Below are 14,651 nucleotides of genomic sequence, written 5' to 3'. Positions count from 1 at the left end.
CGCCCATGACTGCTTCGTCTCCCGCACCGGCTCAACCCTGCGAACGTACCGCCCGCATCAGCAAGCTGTCGGGCGTCGTGTTCGTGGCTTTTCTGGCGCTGGCTTTCGCTTCTTGCGTCTGGCTGCTGGCGAGCGGAAAAGTCGAGTTCATGCCGCCCAAACTGACGCCTCAGGCCGCACTGGAAGGCGACATCACCCACAAGATTGCCAAGCAGTTGTCGCAGGCGACAATGCCTGAGCAGGCGGCGGATCTGGAGCGCGGCGCAAGCTGGCTGGTGCTGCACGATACCGGCCCACGGGTGCGCTCGGGGTGTGCCGGCTGGTTGTTCCTGACCGATGAGATGCGCATCAACCGTCACGCCCGCGCCAATGCCGACACCAAGGCTGGCGTGGTGCGTGAACTCCAACAACGCTTGGCCAAACGCGGCATCACGTTGTTGGTGGCGGTGGTGCCGGACAAGAGCCGCATCGTTCAGGCGCAACTGTGCGACCTGCGTCGCCCGGCGATGTTGCAGGACCGCGCCGTGGCGTGGGTCGATGGGCTGAACAAGGCGGGTGTCGCCGCTGTGGACCTGGCGCCGAGCCTGCAACCGTTGGGCGCCGACGCGTACCTGCGCACCGACACCCACTGGAGCGAAACCGGCGCCGCTGCCGCTGCCAAAGCCGTGGCCGCGCACGTGCAGCGCATGGGCATCAGCGCCACGCCGCACAAGGATTTCGAGGCGCAGGTGCAGGAACCGGCACGCCGTCCGGGCGACCTGGTCAGGCTCGCCGGTCTGGAGTGGCTGCCGGTGACACTGCAACCGACTCCGGAAACCGTGGCGACCACGCAGATCAGCGAGAAAGTGGCCGCAGCGCCAAGCGGCGGCGATAACCTCGATGACCTGTTTGGCGATGACAACCTGCCGAACGTGGCACTGATCGGAACCTCGTTTTCGCGCAATTCCAACTTTGCCGGGTTTTTGCAGCAGGCGCTGGGTGCGCCGATTGGCAATTTCGCCAAGGACGGTGGTGAATTTTCCGGTGGCGCCAATGGTTATTTCAACAACCCGGCGTTCAAGCAGACGCCGCCCAAACTGATCATCTGGGAAATTCCCGAGCGTGATCTGCAAACGCCTTACAGCGACGTCATCGTTTGGGGTCAATAGCGGTTTCATCGCCGGCAAAAGAGCCTGCCCGGCAATCTGTTCAAGCCCATATTCGAGGATGTGAGGTGTTGCACGCACGATGGTTTTTGGTCAGATGAGGGGAGAGTCAAATGCATTGCTGGCCACTATTTTTCCTCGCATTCAACTTTTCCATTGATGTGAATCAAGCTTGCAGGCGCGCAGTGGCGGCATATTGATATCGGCGTAAGACCTATACTTTTTCTAATAAAGGGACGTGCCCGCATGTTGATCCTCCCATTGTCTTCGCAGAGCCTTGCTACACGCGTCATTCCTTTCTACATGCCGTTACGATTTCACCTCCAAGCCCGTCATTGACTCCTCATTTCGATTGAATCCATCGCATCCGAAAGTCGGCTGGGTCTGCCTCGCCGAGCGTTTGATGTTTGGGACGTGCCCAGTTCCTCATTTCCTCCCAATCAGTAGATCACCGCCATGTCGTACCGTAAGGATCTTTCGCAAATCTTCATCCAGACCCTGGAGCAGAGCGTTGATAGTGTCGTGGTCATCGACAGCCAAAACCGGATCATTCTGTTCAATGAGGCCTCGGAAAAGCTCTGGGGATACGGCAGTCACGAGGTGATGGGGCGAAATGTCGAGCAGTTGGTGCCGAAACTGATTCGTCCCCTGCACGACGGTTATATCGAAGCGAACCGACGCACCGGAATCAATAAAATCGTCGGCACCAGTCGCGATGTGCTGATCGAGTGCAAGGACGGCACCCGACGCTGGGGGTCGATGTCCATTTCAAAGATCGAGGCTCAGGGGCAGATCCTCTACGCCGCGTTTATCAAAGACGTTACCCGGCAACATGAAGAGCAGCGCCAGTTGTATCTGTTGTCATTGGTGGTCGATACCACGGACAACGCGATCATCATCACTGACGCGTCGTGGTCGATCATTTACGTCAATGACGGCTTCACTCAAATGTTTGGCTATAGCGCACAGGACGTCGTCAACAAAACACCGATTGACGTATTGGCTCCGTACTTCACGCATTCACGCATCGCAGCGATCCGCCGCCAACTCCTCAAGAGCAATGCCTACCATGGTCAGGAATTCGGTTATGACCGCGGCGGCCAACGGGTGTGGTGCAACGTCACTACGTACCCGGTTAATGACGTTCACGGGCACATGACCAATACCGTGAGTGTGATGATCGATGTGACCCTTACGCGCATGCATGAAGTGCTGCGACACAAAATGCTGGAAGCGATGGTTCGTGAAGAGTCACTGGAAACCTTGATGAATCTGGCGTGCGTGGAAGTGCAGCGAATCGCGCCGGAAGTGATCGCTACGGTATTGCGGGTCGATGGCCAGGGGTTACTCCATACGTTGGCGGCCCCCGGTCTTCCGATCGCTTACTCCAAGGCGCTGGACGGAACTCCCATCGGACCCGAATCCGGTTCTTGCGGGGCGGCAGCGTTCAGTGGCGAACCCGTCATGGTCAGTGATATTGCCTCGCATCCTTTCTGGGACGGATTCCGGGAGCTGGCGCTGCCGCTCGGTTTGAAGGCGTGTTGGTCAACGCCGATAAAATGCACCGACGGGCGTGTGTTGGGGACGTTCGCGTTTTATTACCGCGACTCGCGTGAACCCAGTCCGCTGCACTATTTACTGGTCAATGCGTGCATTCATTTGTGCGCCCTGGCGCTGGAGCGTGAGGAGTCCCGTTTGCACATACGCCAACTGGCGTTCTATGACGACCTGACGGGTTTGACCAATCGCAACTTGCTCCATGCGCGGGCAGAGCAGGCCATTGCTCAAGCTTCCCGGCATCAATCGAGCCTGGCGGTCATTTTCATTGATCTGGATCGATTCAAGCAGGTCAACGACTCCCTCGGGCACCCTGCCGGGGATGAGTTCTTGCGCGTGATGGCTCGTCGCTTGTCCGAGTGTCGACGGGAGAGCGACATCGTCAGCCGGCTATCGGGTGATGAATTCGTTCTGGTTCTGCCTCAATGCACGTTAGTGCATGCGACCGATTTGATCGAACAGTTGAGAGTTCGGCTGAGTGCTCCATGCCAGATTTCGGGTGTGACACTCAAGCCGTCGATGAGTATCGGCGTCAGCATGTTTCCGGAAGACGGTCGCACGATGGAGCTGTTGTTACATCGCGCCGATATGGCGATGTATCAAGCCAAGACCAGTGGCCGCGGCAGCGTCTGTTTTTTCAGTGACGGGCTGGATCAGTTAGCGAAAGGGCGTTTGCGCCTGGAGGCCGCTTTACGCGAAGCCATTGATGGTGAAGCCCTGTACCTGGTTTATCAGCCGCAGATCGACCTGTGTGAATCCGAACTGTATGGCATCGAGGCCCTTGCGCGATGGACCCATCCTCAGTTGGGAGAAATCTCTCCCGCGAGTTTTATTCCGCTGGCGGAAGAGTGCGGCTTGATCGGGGAATTCGGTTTATGGGCGCTGCGTGAGTCCTGCCGCCAATTGGCGGCCTGGCGCAAGCAAGGGCTGCGGGTGCCAACCGTTTCGGTAAACATGTCGCCGACCAATTTCCACAATCGCAATCTGTCGAACATCATCACCAGGACGCTTGAAGAGCATGGTTTGCAGGCCAAGGATCTGACGCTGGAAATTACCGAAGGCGTGCTGATGGATACCAACCCTGACACCTTGACCACGATCAAAGAGGTGCATGCGCTGGGTATCAGTCTGGCGATGGATGATTTCGGCACGGGTTTCTCCAGCCTGAGTTACTTGCAACGTATGCCGATCCAGGAACTCAAGCTTGATCGTAGCTTTGTGCATGACCTGGAGAGCGATGCAACCAGTCAGGCATTGAGTGAGGCGGTTATTCGCATTGGCGAAAGTTTGCAATTGAGGGTGGTGGCTGAAGGTATCGAGACCTTGGCGCAGCAACACATTCTGCAAAAACAGGGATATCGGATCGGTCAAGGCTTCCTGATCTCAAGACCCCTGGCCCCGAACGATTTGGGGAGTTGGCTGGAACAACGCTGTGCGGTCGGCTGAGTGTGCCTAAAGTCATATCGTTATTCACTAACGGTATTTAAATTTCAATTCTTATGCCTATAAGGTTGTACTCCTGCGTACCTGCCGACCAATCGGCGCGCCGCACGAAACGAACCAACACGGGACCTCCGTGAGTTTCTGATCGACGCGCGCGCCTTGAGCGTGCCGTGCGTGGGAGTGAGTTTTTATGTCAGCCGTCTCTGCATCACCTGCAATCGCACCACAAACCTTCGAGATTCGCCCCTTCAGTGGTGCCGTTGGCGCCGAAGTCATCGGCCTGGACCTGTCCCGTCCGATCAACGATCAGGACTTCGCCCGCCTCCATCGCGCGCACCTGGATCATCACGTCGTGGTGTTCCGCGACCAACGCATTACTCCCGAACAGCAAATCGACTTCAGCCGCCGCTTCGGCGTGTTGCAGATTCATGTGCTCAAGCAGTTCCTGCTGACCGGGCACCCGGAAATCCTCATCGTTTCCAACATCATCGAAAATGGCCAATCCATCGGCCTGGGTGATGCCGGCAAGTTCTGGCACTCCGATCTGTCCTATAAAGAACTGCCAAGCCTGGGCTCGATGTTGCACGCCCAGGAGTTGCCGTCCGAAGGTGGAGACACCCTGTTTGCCGACATGCACAAAGCCTGGGACAGCTTGCCCGAGGCATTGCGCAAAGCGGTCGAAGGTCGCTCGGCGGCGCACTCATACACGGCGCGTTATAGCGAGACCAAATTTGAAGGCAACTGGCGTCCGACCCTGACGCCGGAGCAGTTGGCCCAAGTCGCCGAAGTCGTCCACCCCATCGTGCGCACCCACCCGGAAAACGGCCGCAAGGCGTTGTTCGTCAGCGAGGGTTTTACCACCCGCATCATTGGATTGCCGGACGACGAGAGCAAGCAGCTGCTCGACGAGCTCTACGCCCACAGCGTGCTGCCGCACAACATCTACCGCCATCAATGGCAGCCCCACGACCTCGTGTTCTGGGACAACCGCTCGCTGATCCACCTCGCCGCCGGATGCCCAAGCCATCTGCGCCGCAAGTTGTATCGCACCACCATTCAGGGCGACGCGCCTTTCTGATTTGTCGGAGATTGAATCATGTCCAAACGTCTTCCCTTTGCACCGCTGGCTGCGGCCATCGGTCTGGGTTTCAGCCTGATCGCCGGCAGCCTGGTGGCGCCGACCGTGGCCCATGCCGAAGGTGAAATCCGCATCGCCGAACAGTTCGGCATCGTTTACCTGCTGCTTAACGTGGTGCGCGATCAGAACCTGATCGAGAAATACGGCAAGCAGGAAGGCATCGACATCAAAGTCGACTGGACTCAGCTGTCCGGTGGTGCGGCGGTCAACGATGCATTGCTCTCCGGTTCGATTGATATCGCCGGCGCCGGGGTCGGTCCGCTGCTGACCATCTGGGACCGCACCCACGGCAAGCAGAACGTCAAAGCCGTGGCTTCCCTCGGCAACTTCCCGTACTACTTGGTGAGCAACAATCCCAAGGTCAAAACCATCGCCGATTTCACCGAGAAGGACCGTATCGCGGTGCCGGCCGTGGGCGTGTCGGTGCAGTCGCGCTTCCTGCAATACGCGGCCGCCAGGCAGTGGGGCGACAAGGAATTCGATCGCCTCGACAAGTACACCATCGCCGTTCCGCACCCCGACGCCACGGCGGCGCTGATTGCTGGCGGCACCGAGCTGAGCGGGCACTTCTCCAACCCGCCATTCCAGGATCAGGCGCTGGCCAACCCCAACGTCCATGTGGTGCTGAACACCTATGACCTGCTCGGCCCGAACTCGCCGACGGTGCTGTTCGCCACCGAGAAATTCCGCAACGAGAACCCGAAAACCTACAAGGCGTTCGTCGAGGCGCTGACCGAAGCCGCGCAGTTTGCCCAGAACGACAAAGGCGCCGCCGCCGATACCTACATCCGCGTGACCAAGGCGAAAATTGATCGCGCCGCGCTGCTGAAAATCATCGATAACCCGCAGTTCGAATTCAGCGTCACACCGAAAAATACCTATCCACTTGCCGAGTTTCTCTACCGCGTCGGTGCGATCAAAAACAAACCGGATTCGTGGAAGGATTACTTCTTCCAGGACGCCAAACCGCTGCAAGGGAGCTGACCGACATGAACGCCCCTTTGCAAGGCCACACGGTCAGCAAATCGAACGTCACAGCTCAGGCGCTGCTGTCAGTCGATAACGTCAGCCTCGAATACCGCACGCCGCAGCGTGTGGTTCGAGCGACCCACCAAGTCAGTTTTGAAATCGACCCGGCGGACCGCTTTGTGCTGCTCGGTCCTTCCGGTTGCGGCAAATCCACGTTGCTCAAGGCAGTTGCCGGTTTCATCCAACCCGTTGAAGGCGAGATTCGTCTGCAAGGTCAAACCGTCCATGCGCCGGGGCCGGACCGGATCGTGGTGTTTCAGGAATTCGATCAACTGCCGCCTTGGAAAACCGTCAAACAGAACGTGATGTTTCCACTGCTGGCCTCGAAAACCCTCAAGCGCAAAGAAGCCGAAGAACGGGCGCTGCACTACCTGGGCAAGGTCGGTCTGTCGGCGTTCGCCGATGCTTATCCGCACACCTTGTCGGGCGGCATGAAGGCACGGGTCGCCATCGCCCGGGCGCTGGCGATGCAGCCGAAAATCCTCCTGATGGATGAACCCTTCGCCGCGCTCGATGCACTGACCCGGCGCAAGATGCAGGAAGAATTGCTGCTGCTCTGGGAGGAGGTGCGTTTCACGTTGCTGTTCGTCACGCACTCCATTGAAGAGGCGTTGGTGGTGGGTAATCGCATCCTGCTGCTGTCGCCGCATCCCGGCCGGGTACGGGCGGAAGTCCACAGCCATCAATACGATTTGCACAGCCTCGGCGGCGTGGCCTTTCAGGAGTCGGCGCGGCGGATTCATCGGTTGTTGTTCGATGAAGGCCAGTCCCCGGAAACCGAGCGCGAGCTGGATTTTTCCGACATTCGCATCGCTTATTGAGCCATTGAGAGGAGTGCCCGATGAGCCAGTCATCATCCGCGCGTGAAGCGTTCGAAACCGTTTTGCAGCCGCTGACCAGCGTACCGCTGGAGCGGGAATTACCGCTTGGTCAGCGTTTGTGGCAACAAGGCTGGGTTCGTAAAAGCCTGATCCTGATTCTGCTCGCGGTGCTGTGGGAAGTGGTTGCTCGCCTTCAGAACAACGACCTGCTTTTGCCGAGTTTTCTGCAAACCGGCAGCGCGTTGTACGACGGTTTGCTCAGTGGTGAGTTGCTCGGCAAAGTCTGGATTTCCCTGGTGGTGTTGCTCAAGGGCTATTTGATCGGCATCGTCCTGGCGTTTGCCCTGACGACATTGGCCGTATCGACCCAGTTCGGTCGCGATCTGCTAAGTACGCTGACCTCGATGTTCAATCCGCTGCCGGCAATTGCGCTGCTGCCGCTGGCGCTGCTGTGGTTTGGCCTGGGGCAGAACAGCCTGATTTTCGTGCTGGTGCATTCGGTGCTCTGGGCGTTGGCGTTGAACACCTACGCCGGGTTCCTTGGCGTCTCGGAAACCCTGCGCATGGCCGGGCGCAATTACGGTTTGAAAGGCATGCGCTTCGTGCTGTTCATCCTGATTCCGGCGGCGCTGCCGTCGATTCTCGCCGGGCTGAAAATCGGCTGGGCGTTTGCCTGGCGCACGTTGATCGCCGCCGAGCTGGTGTTCGGCGCTACCAGCGGCAAGGGTGGGTTGGGCTGGTACATTTTTCAGAATCGCAATGAGCTGTATACGGACAAGGTGTTTGCCGGGTTGGCGGTGGTGATCCTGATCGGGTTGCTGGTGGAAAATCTGGTGTTTGATTCGTTGGAGCGGGTGACGGTGAAGCGGTGGGGGATGCAGCGATGAGGGGAACAGTGATGAAATCACCCTTTCCAGTTCAACGCTGATGACGTATTTGAAAATTGTAATTGTCGAGCTCGTCAAAGAGGGGGCGGTTGCCGCGAGGGCGAGGCGAGCCCGGTGGAGTCGAATCTCTGGATGACGCTGAGTCGAGACTTGGACTCCGACTCCGAGGAGGTGTGGGAGGCAGTGGAGGTGTTGGATGCTCCATACGAGGAGCACGCAGATCCAAGTAGCCGTTGTTTGGGGCAGCCATTCTGTTCACTACGAAGGCCTTACCCTGCTGCGATCTTGCAAAAGTGTCAGCATTCCACAGTTGCATTGAACTTTCATAGGACGGTGGCGATTCATACGTGGGCGGCGCGCCAGATCTGGACATTGACATATTGTGGCCGCGCCCCCCAGAGCTTGGTACGTGTGGAGTTGAACGAGTGGCGCGGGAGGTCAATCCGTCTGCTGCAGCGCCGGCTACATATCCAGGGTGGTTTCTTGGCCTTGTTTCAGTGTATTGGATGGCTGGCGAATTGTTTCCTCGGGGGCCTGGAGCACCGCCGACAAAGCTGAGCATTGCAGTAAGTCCGGAGCTCGTTGACGCTCTATTGTCGGGAGTCGGCGTTCCTCCAGCAGCAGCGAGTGCGTACCTTGCCTGTTGCCTGGCAATCCCGTTTGCCCTGCGAGTGGCATTTTGGGCGGCGAGTTGCCCTGATGAACCGCCAAAAGTAAGGTTTTCCCGAACGAACAGCTTAACCACATCGAAAACATGCCCCGTCGGGTCCGAATGGTTTACGGGGTCCCCCGCGCAATACATATACGCATTCAACCCACCCCCTCCAAACGGACTCCAACTGTCCGGGCTATGAAAACGCATCAACCTCGGGTTGTAAGCACGGTAGCCATTCCCCAGCAAGTACCAACCCTTATTCGCTTCGCGAAATTGGCCATTGAAGCCCAGTTTCGTGGCGACTTCCTGCTCCGCGGATTGCTCCCCATAGGCGGAGTAGGCGATGGGGTTAGCTTTACCGCTATGGACTTCGGCGATAATCGAAAGGCTGCCGTTGGTTGCCAGTAACACGGTGTGCGACCAGTGGGGTTTCTTTTGATCAACAGATTTGGGCTGATTCATGAAAGCCACGCGGAAGTGGGGTGGGTGCTTGCAGTTCTACACGTCTGAACCACGGTTGAGAACTATCAGAACTGCTAGTTTTAGAGCCCCGAGTTCAACACAGCTGCCCCCGTATGAGCATCGCTTGCTTGCGAGTGGCGCGATTCGGTCCCACGTGCGGACCGCGTTATCGTTCATCGCGAGCAAGCTTGCTCCTGCAGCGTGGATTAGCTGCTAGAGCTGCGTCCGAATCAATCCAGATCAGCCACGAGTGTTCAGCATGCAACTCCCGGACATGAATCTTCTGATCGCCCTCGACGCCTTGCTCGGCGAGGGCAGTGTGGTGGGGCGCTGCACGGCGGATGAACCTCAGCCCGACGGCGATGTTTGCCTTGCCTGATTCCGATCTGATTCTGCCGGTGCCCAAGGAAGCACTGTTGAGCGTGCGGCGTCTGGGCTTGAAATTGCGCTCCTTTATCCTGCCGCAAGGGTGGATTGGGTTGGCACATCTTTCAGAACCGCAAAGCGCTGTACACCGACAAGGTGTTTGCCGAGTTGGCGGTGGTGATTTTGATTGGGTTGCAGGTGGAGAACCTGGTGTTTGATTCGCTGGAGCGGGTGACGGTGAGGCGCTGGGGGCTCTATCGTCGGCCAGCGCTCGAATCATAGTGTTGAACCGGCTCTCTGGATTTCAGCACCTTGACGATTTCAGCAACGAAATTAACCACCAACACTCGTTCACCGGCCGGCAGGCTCTGAATCAGCTCATTGATGTTCTGGGACTGGCTGTGGGAGTCATGGGCGTTGGTGCGCACCAGATCGCTAAGCGAGCAATCGAGCACCTCGGACATTTGCTGCAGGCGTGTCAGGGTCAGGGAAATCACGCCATTTTCCATGCGGCTGACCGTCTCTTTTTCCACGCCGATAGCTTCGGCAATATGAGCCTGAGTCAGGCCCTTTGCTTTACGGCGGGCTGCGATTGCGGCACCCACATGATCTGTCACTGTGCGCTCCTTCATGATTTTGACCTCCAGCGTCAATTTTCCGTAGTTATGTGACATTTTGCGCACTTACTACGTTCAAGCGAATGATGTTATACGACGAAGGTATTGATGTATTACGTCATTGTTTGTTTGATTCATGTCAAATTGCCCCTATAGGATGTGGTGTAATTTGATGCTGGCTTTTTGGCTGGTGACCGCCCGTACAACTGAGAACTGTCCAAAATGCTGACTCATCTGAAAATCCGAACAGGCATGTTCTGGGTGCTTGCATTGTTCGTCTGTGCATTACTGGTTTCGTCGTTGACCAGTTGGCGCAGCGCGCTGAGCAGCGATGAGCAGATCCAAAACCTGCATCAGGTCGGGGTCACCCAGAACAGTCGGGTGCACCTGGCCTATCTGCGTCTATTGCGTTCCCGCGTGGGCATGGCGGGGGCATTCCTCGAAACGCGCACGGGCGATACCGTCAAGGCCCAGGCCAGCCTGCAGCGGGCGACGAACCTGTTTCAGGAAGCCATCGATTACTTCGACACGTTTGCTGCGCATGAGAAGAGTAGCCATTCGACCCTTCAGAGCGATGAGTTGCAGCAGGCTTTCGTGGTGTATCGCGATACCCTGGAGGAGCAGATGCAGGCGCTGAGCCAAGGATCGGAAGCGCGTTACATCGAGGTCAATCTCAAGGCGCGGACGGCTAACGACCGGTTTGACATGGCTCTGGTCGGCTTCGAAAAGCAGCTCGATGTGCAAACCGCCGCAATCATGGATCAGGCCCATTCCCGCTACGGCATGGCCCAGGCTCAGGCGTTGATTCTGTTTGTGATCGCCGGGTTGTTAGTGGCCGGTTGCTGGTGGTTTATCGCCAGCCGCGTGCTGCGCCCACTGCGTGAGGCAGGGCAGCATTTCGAGGAAATCGCCTCGGGGGATTTGCGACATCCGATCGATGTGCAGTCGAGCAACGAGATCGGTCAGCTATTCCTGGGGTTGCAGCAGATGCAGATCAGCCAGCGTCAGACCATCGAGCAGATCAGCCAATACGCCCATCAATTGGCCAGTTCTGCCGAGCAATTGAGCCGGGTCACGGTGGAAAGCAATCACGGCCTGAATCAGCAGCACAACGAGCTTGAACAAGCGGTCACCGCTGTCACCGAGATGACGGCGGCAGTCGAAGAAGTCGCGAGAAACGCAGTGTCCACATCAGAGGCCTCCAACGCGACCAATCAATTGGCGGGTCAAAGTCGTCGGCAGGTGCAAACCACGCTTGAGGAGGTGGACGCCATGAGCCGGGAGATCAGCACCAGTTCCGCCCTGGTACAGGACCTGGCCACCCAGACTCGCGACATCGGCAAGGTACTGGAGGTGATCCGCAGTATTTCTGACCAGACGAATTTGCTGGCGCTCAATGCCGCTATTGAAGCTGCGCGAGCCGGTGAAGCGGGGCGCGGGTTTGCTGTCGTCGCAGACGAGGTGCGGACCCTGGCTTATCGCACTCAGGAGTCGACCCGGGAAATCGAACAGATGATTGCCGGAATCCAGAGCGGCACGCACCAGGCCGTCAACGCCATGGACGCCAGTACCTTGAGGGCCAGTAGTTCGTTGCAAGCGACGGAAGCAGCCGGTCAGGCGCTTGAGGCGATCTTTGCCGCAGTGCACGAGATAACCGAACGCAACCTGGTGATCGCCAGCGCCACCGAGGAGCAGGCCAAGGTTGCCCATGAAGTGGATCGAAACCTGTTGAATATTCGTGAATTGTCGACCCGCGCGGCTGACGGCGCTCATCAGACGAGTTCGGCCAGCAGCGAATTGTCGCGCCTGGCCTCCGAACTGAGCTCGATGGTGCGGCACTTCAAGACCTGACGCCGGGGAATTCTGGAAGACCGGTTGGCTCGGCAAACCTGACGCAGCATGGAGCCTTGTACGTTAAAGCGTTATCAGTGAGTCATCGGCATGTCGGATGTTCAGGATTTTTCACCCATCTTTACCCAGGCACTCGCGCAATCCATTGATAGCGTTGTGGTCATCGACAGCCAGAATCGGGTCATTTTGTTCAATGATGCCGCTGAGACCCTATGGGGCAATGAGCGCGATCAGGTGCTCGGCCAGAACGTCCGCTTGCTGGTGCCGGACATGATCCGGGCTGATCACGACAGTTACATTGACGCCAACAGACGGAGCGGCATCAACAGGATTGTCGGTAGCAGTCGAGACGTGTTGATCGAACGGCCGGACGGTGATCACCGCTGGGGAGCCATGTCCATCTCCAGAGTCAATGCTTCAGGGCAGCTGTTCTATGTCGCGATCGTCAAGGACATAACCCGTCAACACAAGGAGCACGAACGCCTGCAACTGCTGTCGCTGGTGGTCGACACCACGGAAAACGCCATCATCATCACCGACGGTCAATGGAGCATGGTGTACGCCAACGGTGGGTTCACCCGGATGTTCGGGTACGACCTCGATCAGGTCCGCGGACGCACGCTCGATAGCGTGATCGCGCCGGATTTTGATCAGCAGACCATTGCCGCCATCAACGGGCAGGTAACGCGTGGCGAGGTCTACCGCTCAGAGGCTGTCGGCTACCTGCGCGAGGGGCGCCGGGTTTGGTGCGATGTCACGATTTACCCGGTGTGTGACGACCACGGCAATCTGCTCAATACCGTCAGCGTGATGATCGACGTCACTCACTCTCGAATGCCGGAGATCCTGCGTCACAAGATGCTTGAGGCGATGGTACAGGAGGAGTCGATAGAGTCGTTGATGGGCCTGGTATGCAAGGAGGTCCAGAGGGTCGCGCCGGAAGTGGTCGCCTCGATTTTGAGTGTCGATGATAGCGGGCGATTGCGGACCCTGGCGGCTCCTGATCTGCCGGCCAGCTACTGTGCGGCGTTGGATAATGTGGCTATCGGACCGGGCGTCGGCTCTTGCGGCGCCGCTGCGTTCAGCGGCACGGCGGTGATGGTCCGTGACATTGCCAGTCATCCGTTCTGGGTCCGCTTTCGTGATTTGGCGTTGCCCTTGGGCCTCAGGGCCTGCTGGTCGACGCCGATCAAATCCAGCTCGGGCCGGGTGTTGGGTACTTTTGCGTTTTACTATCACGAGCCCCGTGAGCCTTCGTTGCTGCATCAGCAATTGGTCAGTGCCAGTATTTACTTGTGTGCATTGGCCCTTGAGCGCGAGGAATCACGCGCGCATATCCGCCAACTGGCTTTTTATGACGACTTGACCGGTCTGCCCAACCGCAACCTGCTTAGCGCCCGCGCGGACCAGGCCATCGCCGAAGCCTCACGCGATGACACGCCGCTCACCGTCCTGTTTATTGACCTGGACCGCTTCAAGCAGGTCAATGATTCGCTGGGGCATCCGGCCGGTGATGAGTTTCTGCGAATGATCGCCCGGCGCCTGGGCAAGTATCGGCGCAAGGTCGACATCGTGAGCAGATTATCGGGTGATGAGTTTGTCGTGGTGTTGCCCCAGTGCGCATTGGCGCAGGCCCAGGTCGTGATCGAGCATTTGAGATGTGAACTGTGCGCGCCCTGCGAGATTGCGGGTGTAACGCTCAAACCATCGGCAAGTATCGGTGTCAGCCTGTTTCCTGACGATGGCCGTTCCATGGAGACTCTGCTGCATCGCGCCGATATGGCCATGTATCAAGCCAAGACCAGCGGGCGGGGGTGTGTCAGCTTCTTCAGCCAAGGCCTTGATCAGTTGGCGCGCGGACGCTTGAACCTTGAGGCGGCATTGCGTGAAGCTATTGATCAACATCTGTTGCACTTGGTCTATCAGCCGCAAATCAATCTGCAGGGCAATGATCTTTACGGCGTGGAGGCCTTGGCTCGCTGGAGGCATCCACATCTGGGCGATATCTCGCCCGGCTGCTTTATTCCACTCGCCGAGGAGTGCGGGTTGATTGTCGAGCTTGGACAATGGGCCCTGCGTGAAGCCTGCCGCCAACTGGCCGCCTGGCGTCGCGAAGGGCTTGAGGTGCCCGCCATATCAGTCAATCTGTCACCCACCAATTTCCATAATCGGGGATTGCCCGGCATGCTGATCGGGATCCTCGCCGAGCAGCAGCTGAAAACTTCCGACCTGACGCTGGAAATTACCGAAAACGTCCTGATGGACAGCAATCCCGATACCCTGACCACGATCAACGAGGTGCACGCCCTGGGGATTCGCCTGGCCATGGATGATTTCGGCACGGGTTATTCGAGCCTTAGCTATCTGCGTCGAATTCCTATCCAGGAACTCAAGCTCGATCGCAGCTTTGTTCATGACCTGGAACATGACACCACCAGTCAGGCCTTGAGCGAAGCGGTAATCCGTATTGGCGAGAGCCTGAAATTACGCGTGGTGGCCGAAGGTATTGAAACGCTGGGCCAGCAACGCATTCTGCAAGAGCAGGGCTATCACGTCGGCCAGGGCTATCTGATTTCAAGGCCGCTATCGGCGCCGGGGTTGAGGCTTTGGCTCGAGGATCGCTCGTACTGCGAGTAAGCGTGGCCTTCGACGCGCTTGTTCGAGCTGCTAGCATTGCGTC

At 57.9% G+C, this 14,651-nt stretch carries 10 protein-coding genes and 3 pseudogenes; 11 read left to right on the top strand and 2 right to left on the bottom strand.

What is annotated here, in order from left to right:
• The first annotated feature begins 5 nt into the window (after positions 1–5).
• The 6 genes from F8N43_RS21930 to F8N43_RS21905 all read left to right on the top strand — a co-directional run bounded on the left by F8N43_RS21930 (position 6) and on the right by F8N43_RS21905 (position 8,020).
• On the top strand, positions 6–1,148 hold the full coding sequence (locus F8N43_RS21930) for an alginate O-acetyltransferase AlgX-related protein (protein WP_191630148.1): 1,143 nt from the start codon (positions 6–8) through the stop codon (positions 1,146–1,148).
• Between the two features lie 453 nt (positions 1,149–1,601).
• Positions 1,602–4,148, top strand: coding sequence for an EAL domain-containing protein (locus F8N43_RS21925; protein WP_150632951.1), 2,547 nt, complete (start codon positions 1,602–1,604; stop codon positions 4,146–4,148).
• A 187-nt stretch (positions 4,149–4,335) separates the two neighbouring features.
• Positions 4,336–5,223, top strand: coding sequence for a TauD/TfdA dioxygenase family protein (locus F8N43_RS21920; RefSeq protein WP_150639949.1), 888 nt, complete (start codon positions 4,336–4,338; stop codon positions 5,221–5,223).
• A gap of 18 nt (positions 5,224–5,241) precedes the next feature.
• Positions 5,242–6,267 (top strand): ABC transporter substrate-binding protein, encoded by a 1,026-nt coding sequence (locus F8N43_RS21915; RefSeq protein ID WP_150632949.1) that lies wholly within the window; start codon positions 5,242–5,244, stop codon positions 6,265–6,267.
• 5 nt (positions 6,268–6,272) lie between these two features.
• A complete protein-coding gene (locus tag F8N43_RS21910) occupies positions 6,273–7,133 on the top strand; it encodes an ABC transporter ATP-binding protein (protein ID WP_150632948.1) in 861 nt (286 codons plus the stop codon).
• Positions 7,134–7,153: 20 nt separating this feature from the next.
• Positions 7,154–8,020 (top strand): ABC transporter permease, encoded by an 867-nt coding sequence (locus F8N43_RS21905; RefSeq protein ID WP_150632947.1) that lies wholly within the window; start codon positions 7,154–7,156, stop codon positions 8,018–8,020.
• A 31-nt stretch (positions 8,021–8,051) separates the two neighbouring features.
• Here F8N43_RS21905 and F8N43_RS30015 read toward each other — a convergent pair whose 3' ends face one another.
• Positions 8,052–9,137, bottom strand: coding sequence for an RHS repeat-associated core domain-containing protein (locus F8N43_RS30015; protein WP_150632946.1), 1,086 nt, complete (start codon positions 9,135–9,137; stop codon positions 8,052–8,054).
• 259 nt (positions 9,138–9,396) lie between these two features.
• On the opposite strand from F8N43_RS30015, the pseudogene F8N43_RS21895 reads away from it, so the two are divergent.
• The 3 pseudogenes from F8N43_RS21895 to F8N43_RS21890 all read left to right on the top strand — a co-directional run.
• Positions 9,397–9,502, top strand: a pseudogene (locus tag F8N43_RS21895) (LysR family transcriptional regulator); the annotation flags it as partial.
• Positions 9,497–9,601, top strand: a pseudogene (locus F8N43_RS30010) (LysR family transcriptional regulator); the annotation flags it as partial. The pseudogenes F8N43_RS21895 and F8N43_RS30010, both read left to right, overlap by 6 nt.
• Positions 9,594–9,785: pseudogene (locus F8N43_RS21890) on the top strand (hypothetical protein); the annotation flags it as partial. The pseudogenes F8N43_RS30010 and F8N43_RS21890, both read left to right, overlap by 8 nt.
• Here the strand turns inward: F8N43_RS21890 and F8N43_RS21885 are convergent.
• Positions 9,758–10,120 carry a helix-turn-helix domain-containing protein gene (locus tag F8N43_RS21885; RefSeq protein WP_224787844.1) on the bottom strand — a complete coding sequence of 121 codons (363 nt, stop codon included), beginning with the start codon at positions 10,118–10,120 and terminating at the stop codon, positions 9,758–9,760. The pseudogene F8N43_RS21890 and the gene F8N43_RS21885 sit on opposite strands and share 28 nt — an antisense overlap.
• A gap of 222 nt (positions 10,121–10,342) precedes the next feature.
• Here F8N43_RS21885 and F8N43_RS21880 point away from each other — a divergent pair, with 222 nt between their 5' ends.
• Together F8N43_RS21880 and F8N43_RS21875 are read left to right on the top strand one after the other, a co-directional pair.
• Positions 10,343–11,971: a methyl-accepting chemotaxis protein gene (locus tag F8N43_RS21880; RefSeq protein WP_150654353.1), complete on the top strand. Its 1,629-nt coding sequence runs from the start codon at positions 10,343–10,345 to the stop codon at positions 11,969–11,971.
• A gap of 90 nt (positions 11,972–12,061) precedes the next feature.
• Positions 12,062–14,608: an EAL domain-containing protein gene (locus F8N43_RS21875; RefSeq protein ID WP_150632943.1), complete on the top strand. Its 2,547-nt coding sequence runs from the start codon at positions 12,062–12,064 to the stop codon at positions 14,606–14,608.
• Positions 14,609–14,651 lie beyond the last annotated feature (43 nt).

The sequence above is a fragment of the Pseudomonas fluorescens genome, from assembly GCF_902498065.1.
GTDB lineage: Bacteria > Pseudomonadota > Gammaproteobacteria > Pseudomonadales > Pseudomonadaceae > Aquipseudomonas > Aquipseudomonas fluorescens_BJ.
The sequence above is the reverse complement of the archived record's forward strand: the minus strand, read 5'-3'. Positions and strand labels throughout refer to the sequence as shown.

What these genes read in the sequence shown, in the direction of transcription:
- F8N43_RS21930 (WP_191630148.1), top strand. Translation starts at nt 6, where the DNA reads ATGACTGCTTCGTCTCCCGCACCGGCTCAACCCTGCGAACGTACCGCC.
- F8N43_RS21925 (WP_150632951.1), top strand. Translation starts at nt 1,602, where the DNA reads ATGTCGTACCGTAAGGATCTTTCGCAAATCTTCATCCAGACCCTGGAG.
- F8N43_RS21920 (WP_150639949.1), top strand. Translation starts at nt 4,336, where the DNA reads ATGTCAGCCGTCTCTGCATCACCTGCAATCGCACCACAAACCTTCGAG.
- F8N43_RS21915 (WP_150632949.1), top strand. Translation starts at nt 5,242, where the DNA reads ATGTCCAAACGTCTTCCCTTTGCACCGCTGGCTGCGGCCATCGGTCTG.
- F8N43_RS21910 (WP_150632948.1), top strand. Translation starts at nt 6,273, where the DNA reads ATGAACGCCCCTTTGCAAGGCCACACGGTCAGCAAATCGAACGTCACA.
- F8N43_RS21905 (WP_150632947.1), top strand. Translation starts at nt 7,154, where the DNA reads ATGAGCCAGTCATCATCCGCGCGTGAAGCGTTCGAAACCGTTTTGCAG.
- F8N43_RS30015 (WP_150632946.1), bottom strand. Translation starts at nt 9,137, where the DNA reads ATGAATCAGCCCAAATCTGTTGATCAAAAGAAACCCCACTGGTCGCAC.
- F8N43_RS21880 (WP_150654353.1), top strand. Translation starts at nt 10,343, where the DNA reads ATGCTGACTCATCTGAAAATCCGAACAGGCATGTTCTGGGTGCTTGCA.
- F8N43_RS21875 (WP_150632943.1), top strand. Translation starts at nt 12,062, where the DNA reads ATGTCGGATGTTCAGGATTTTTCACCCATCTTTACCCAGGCACTCGCG.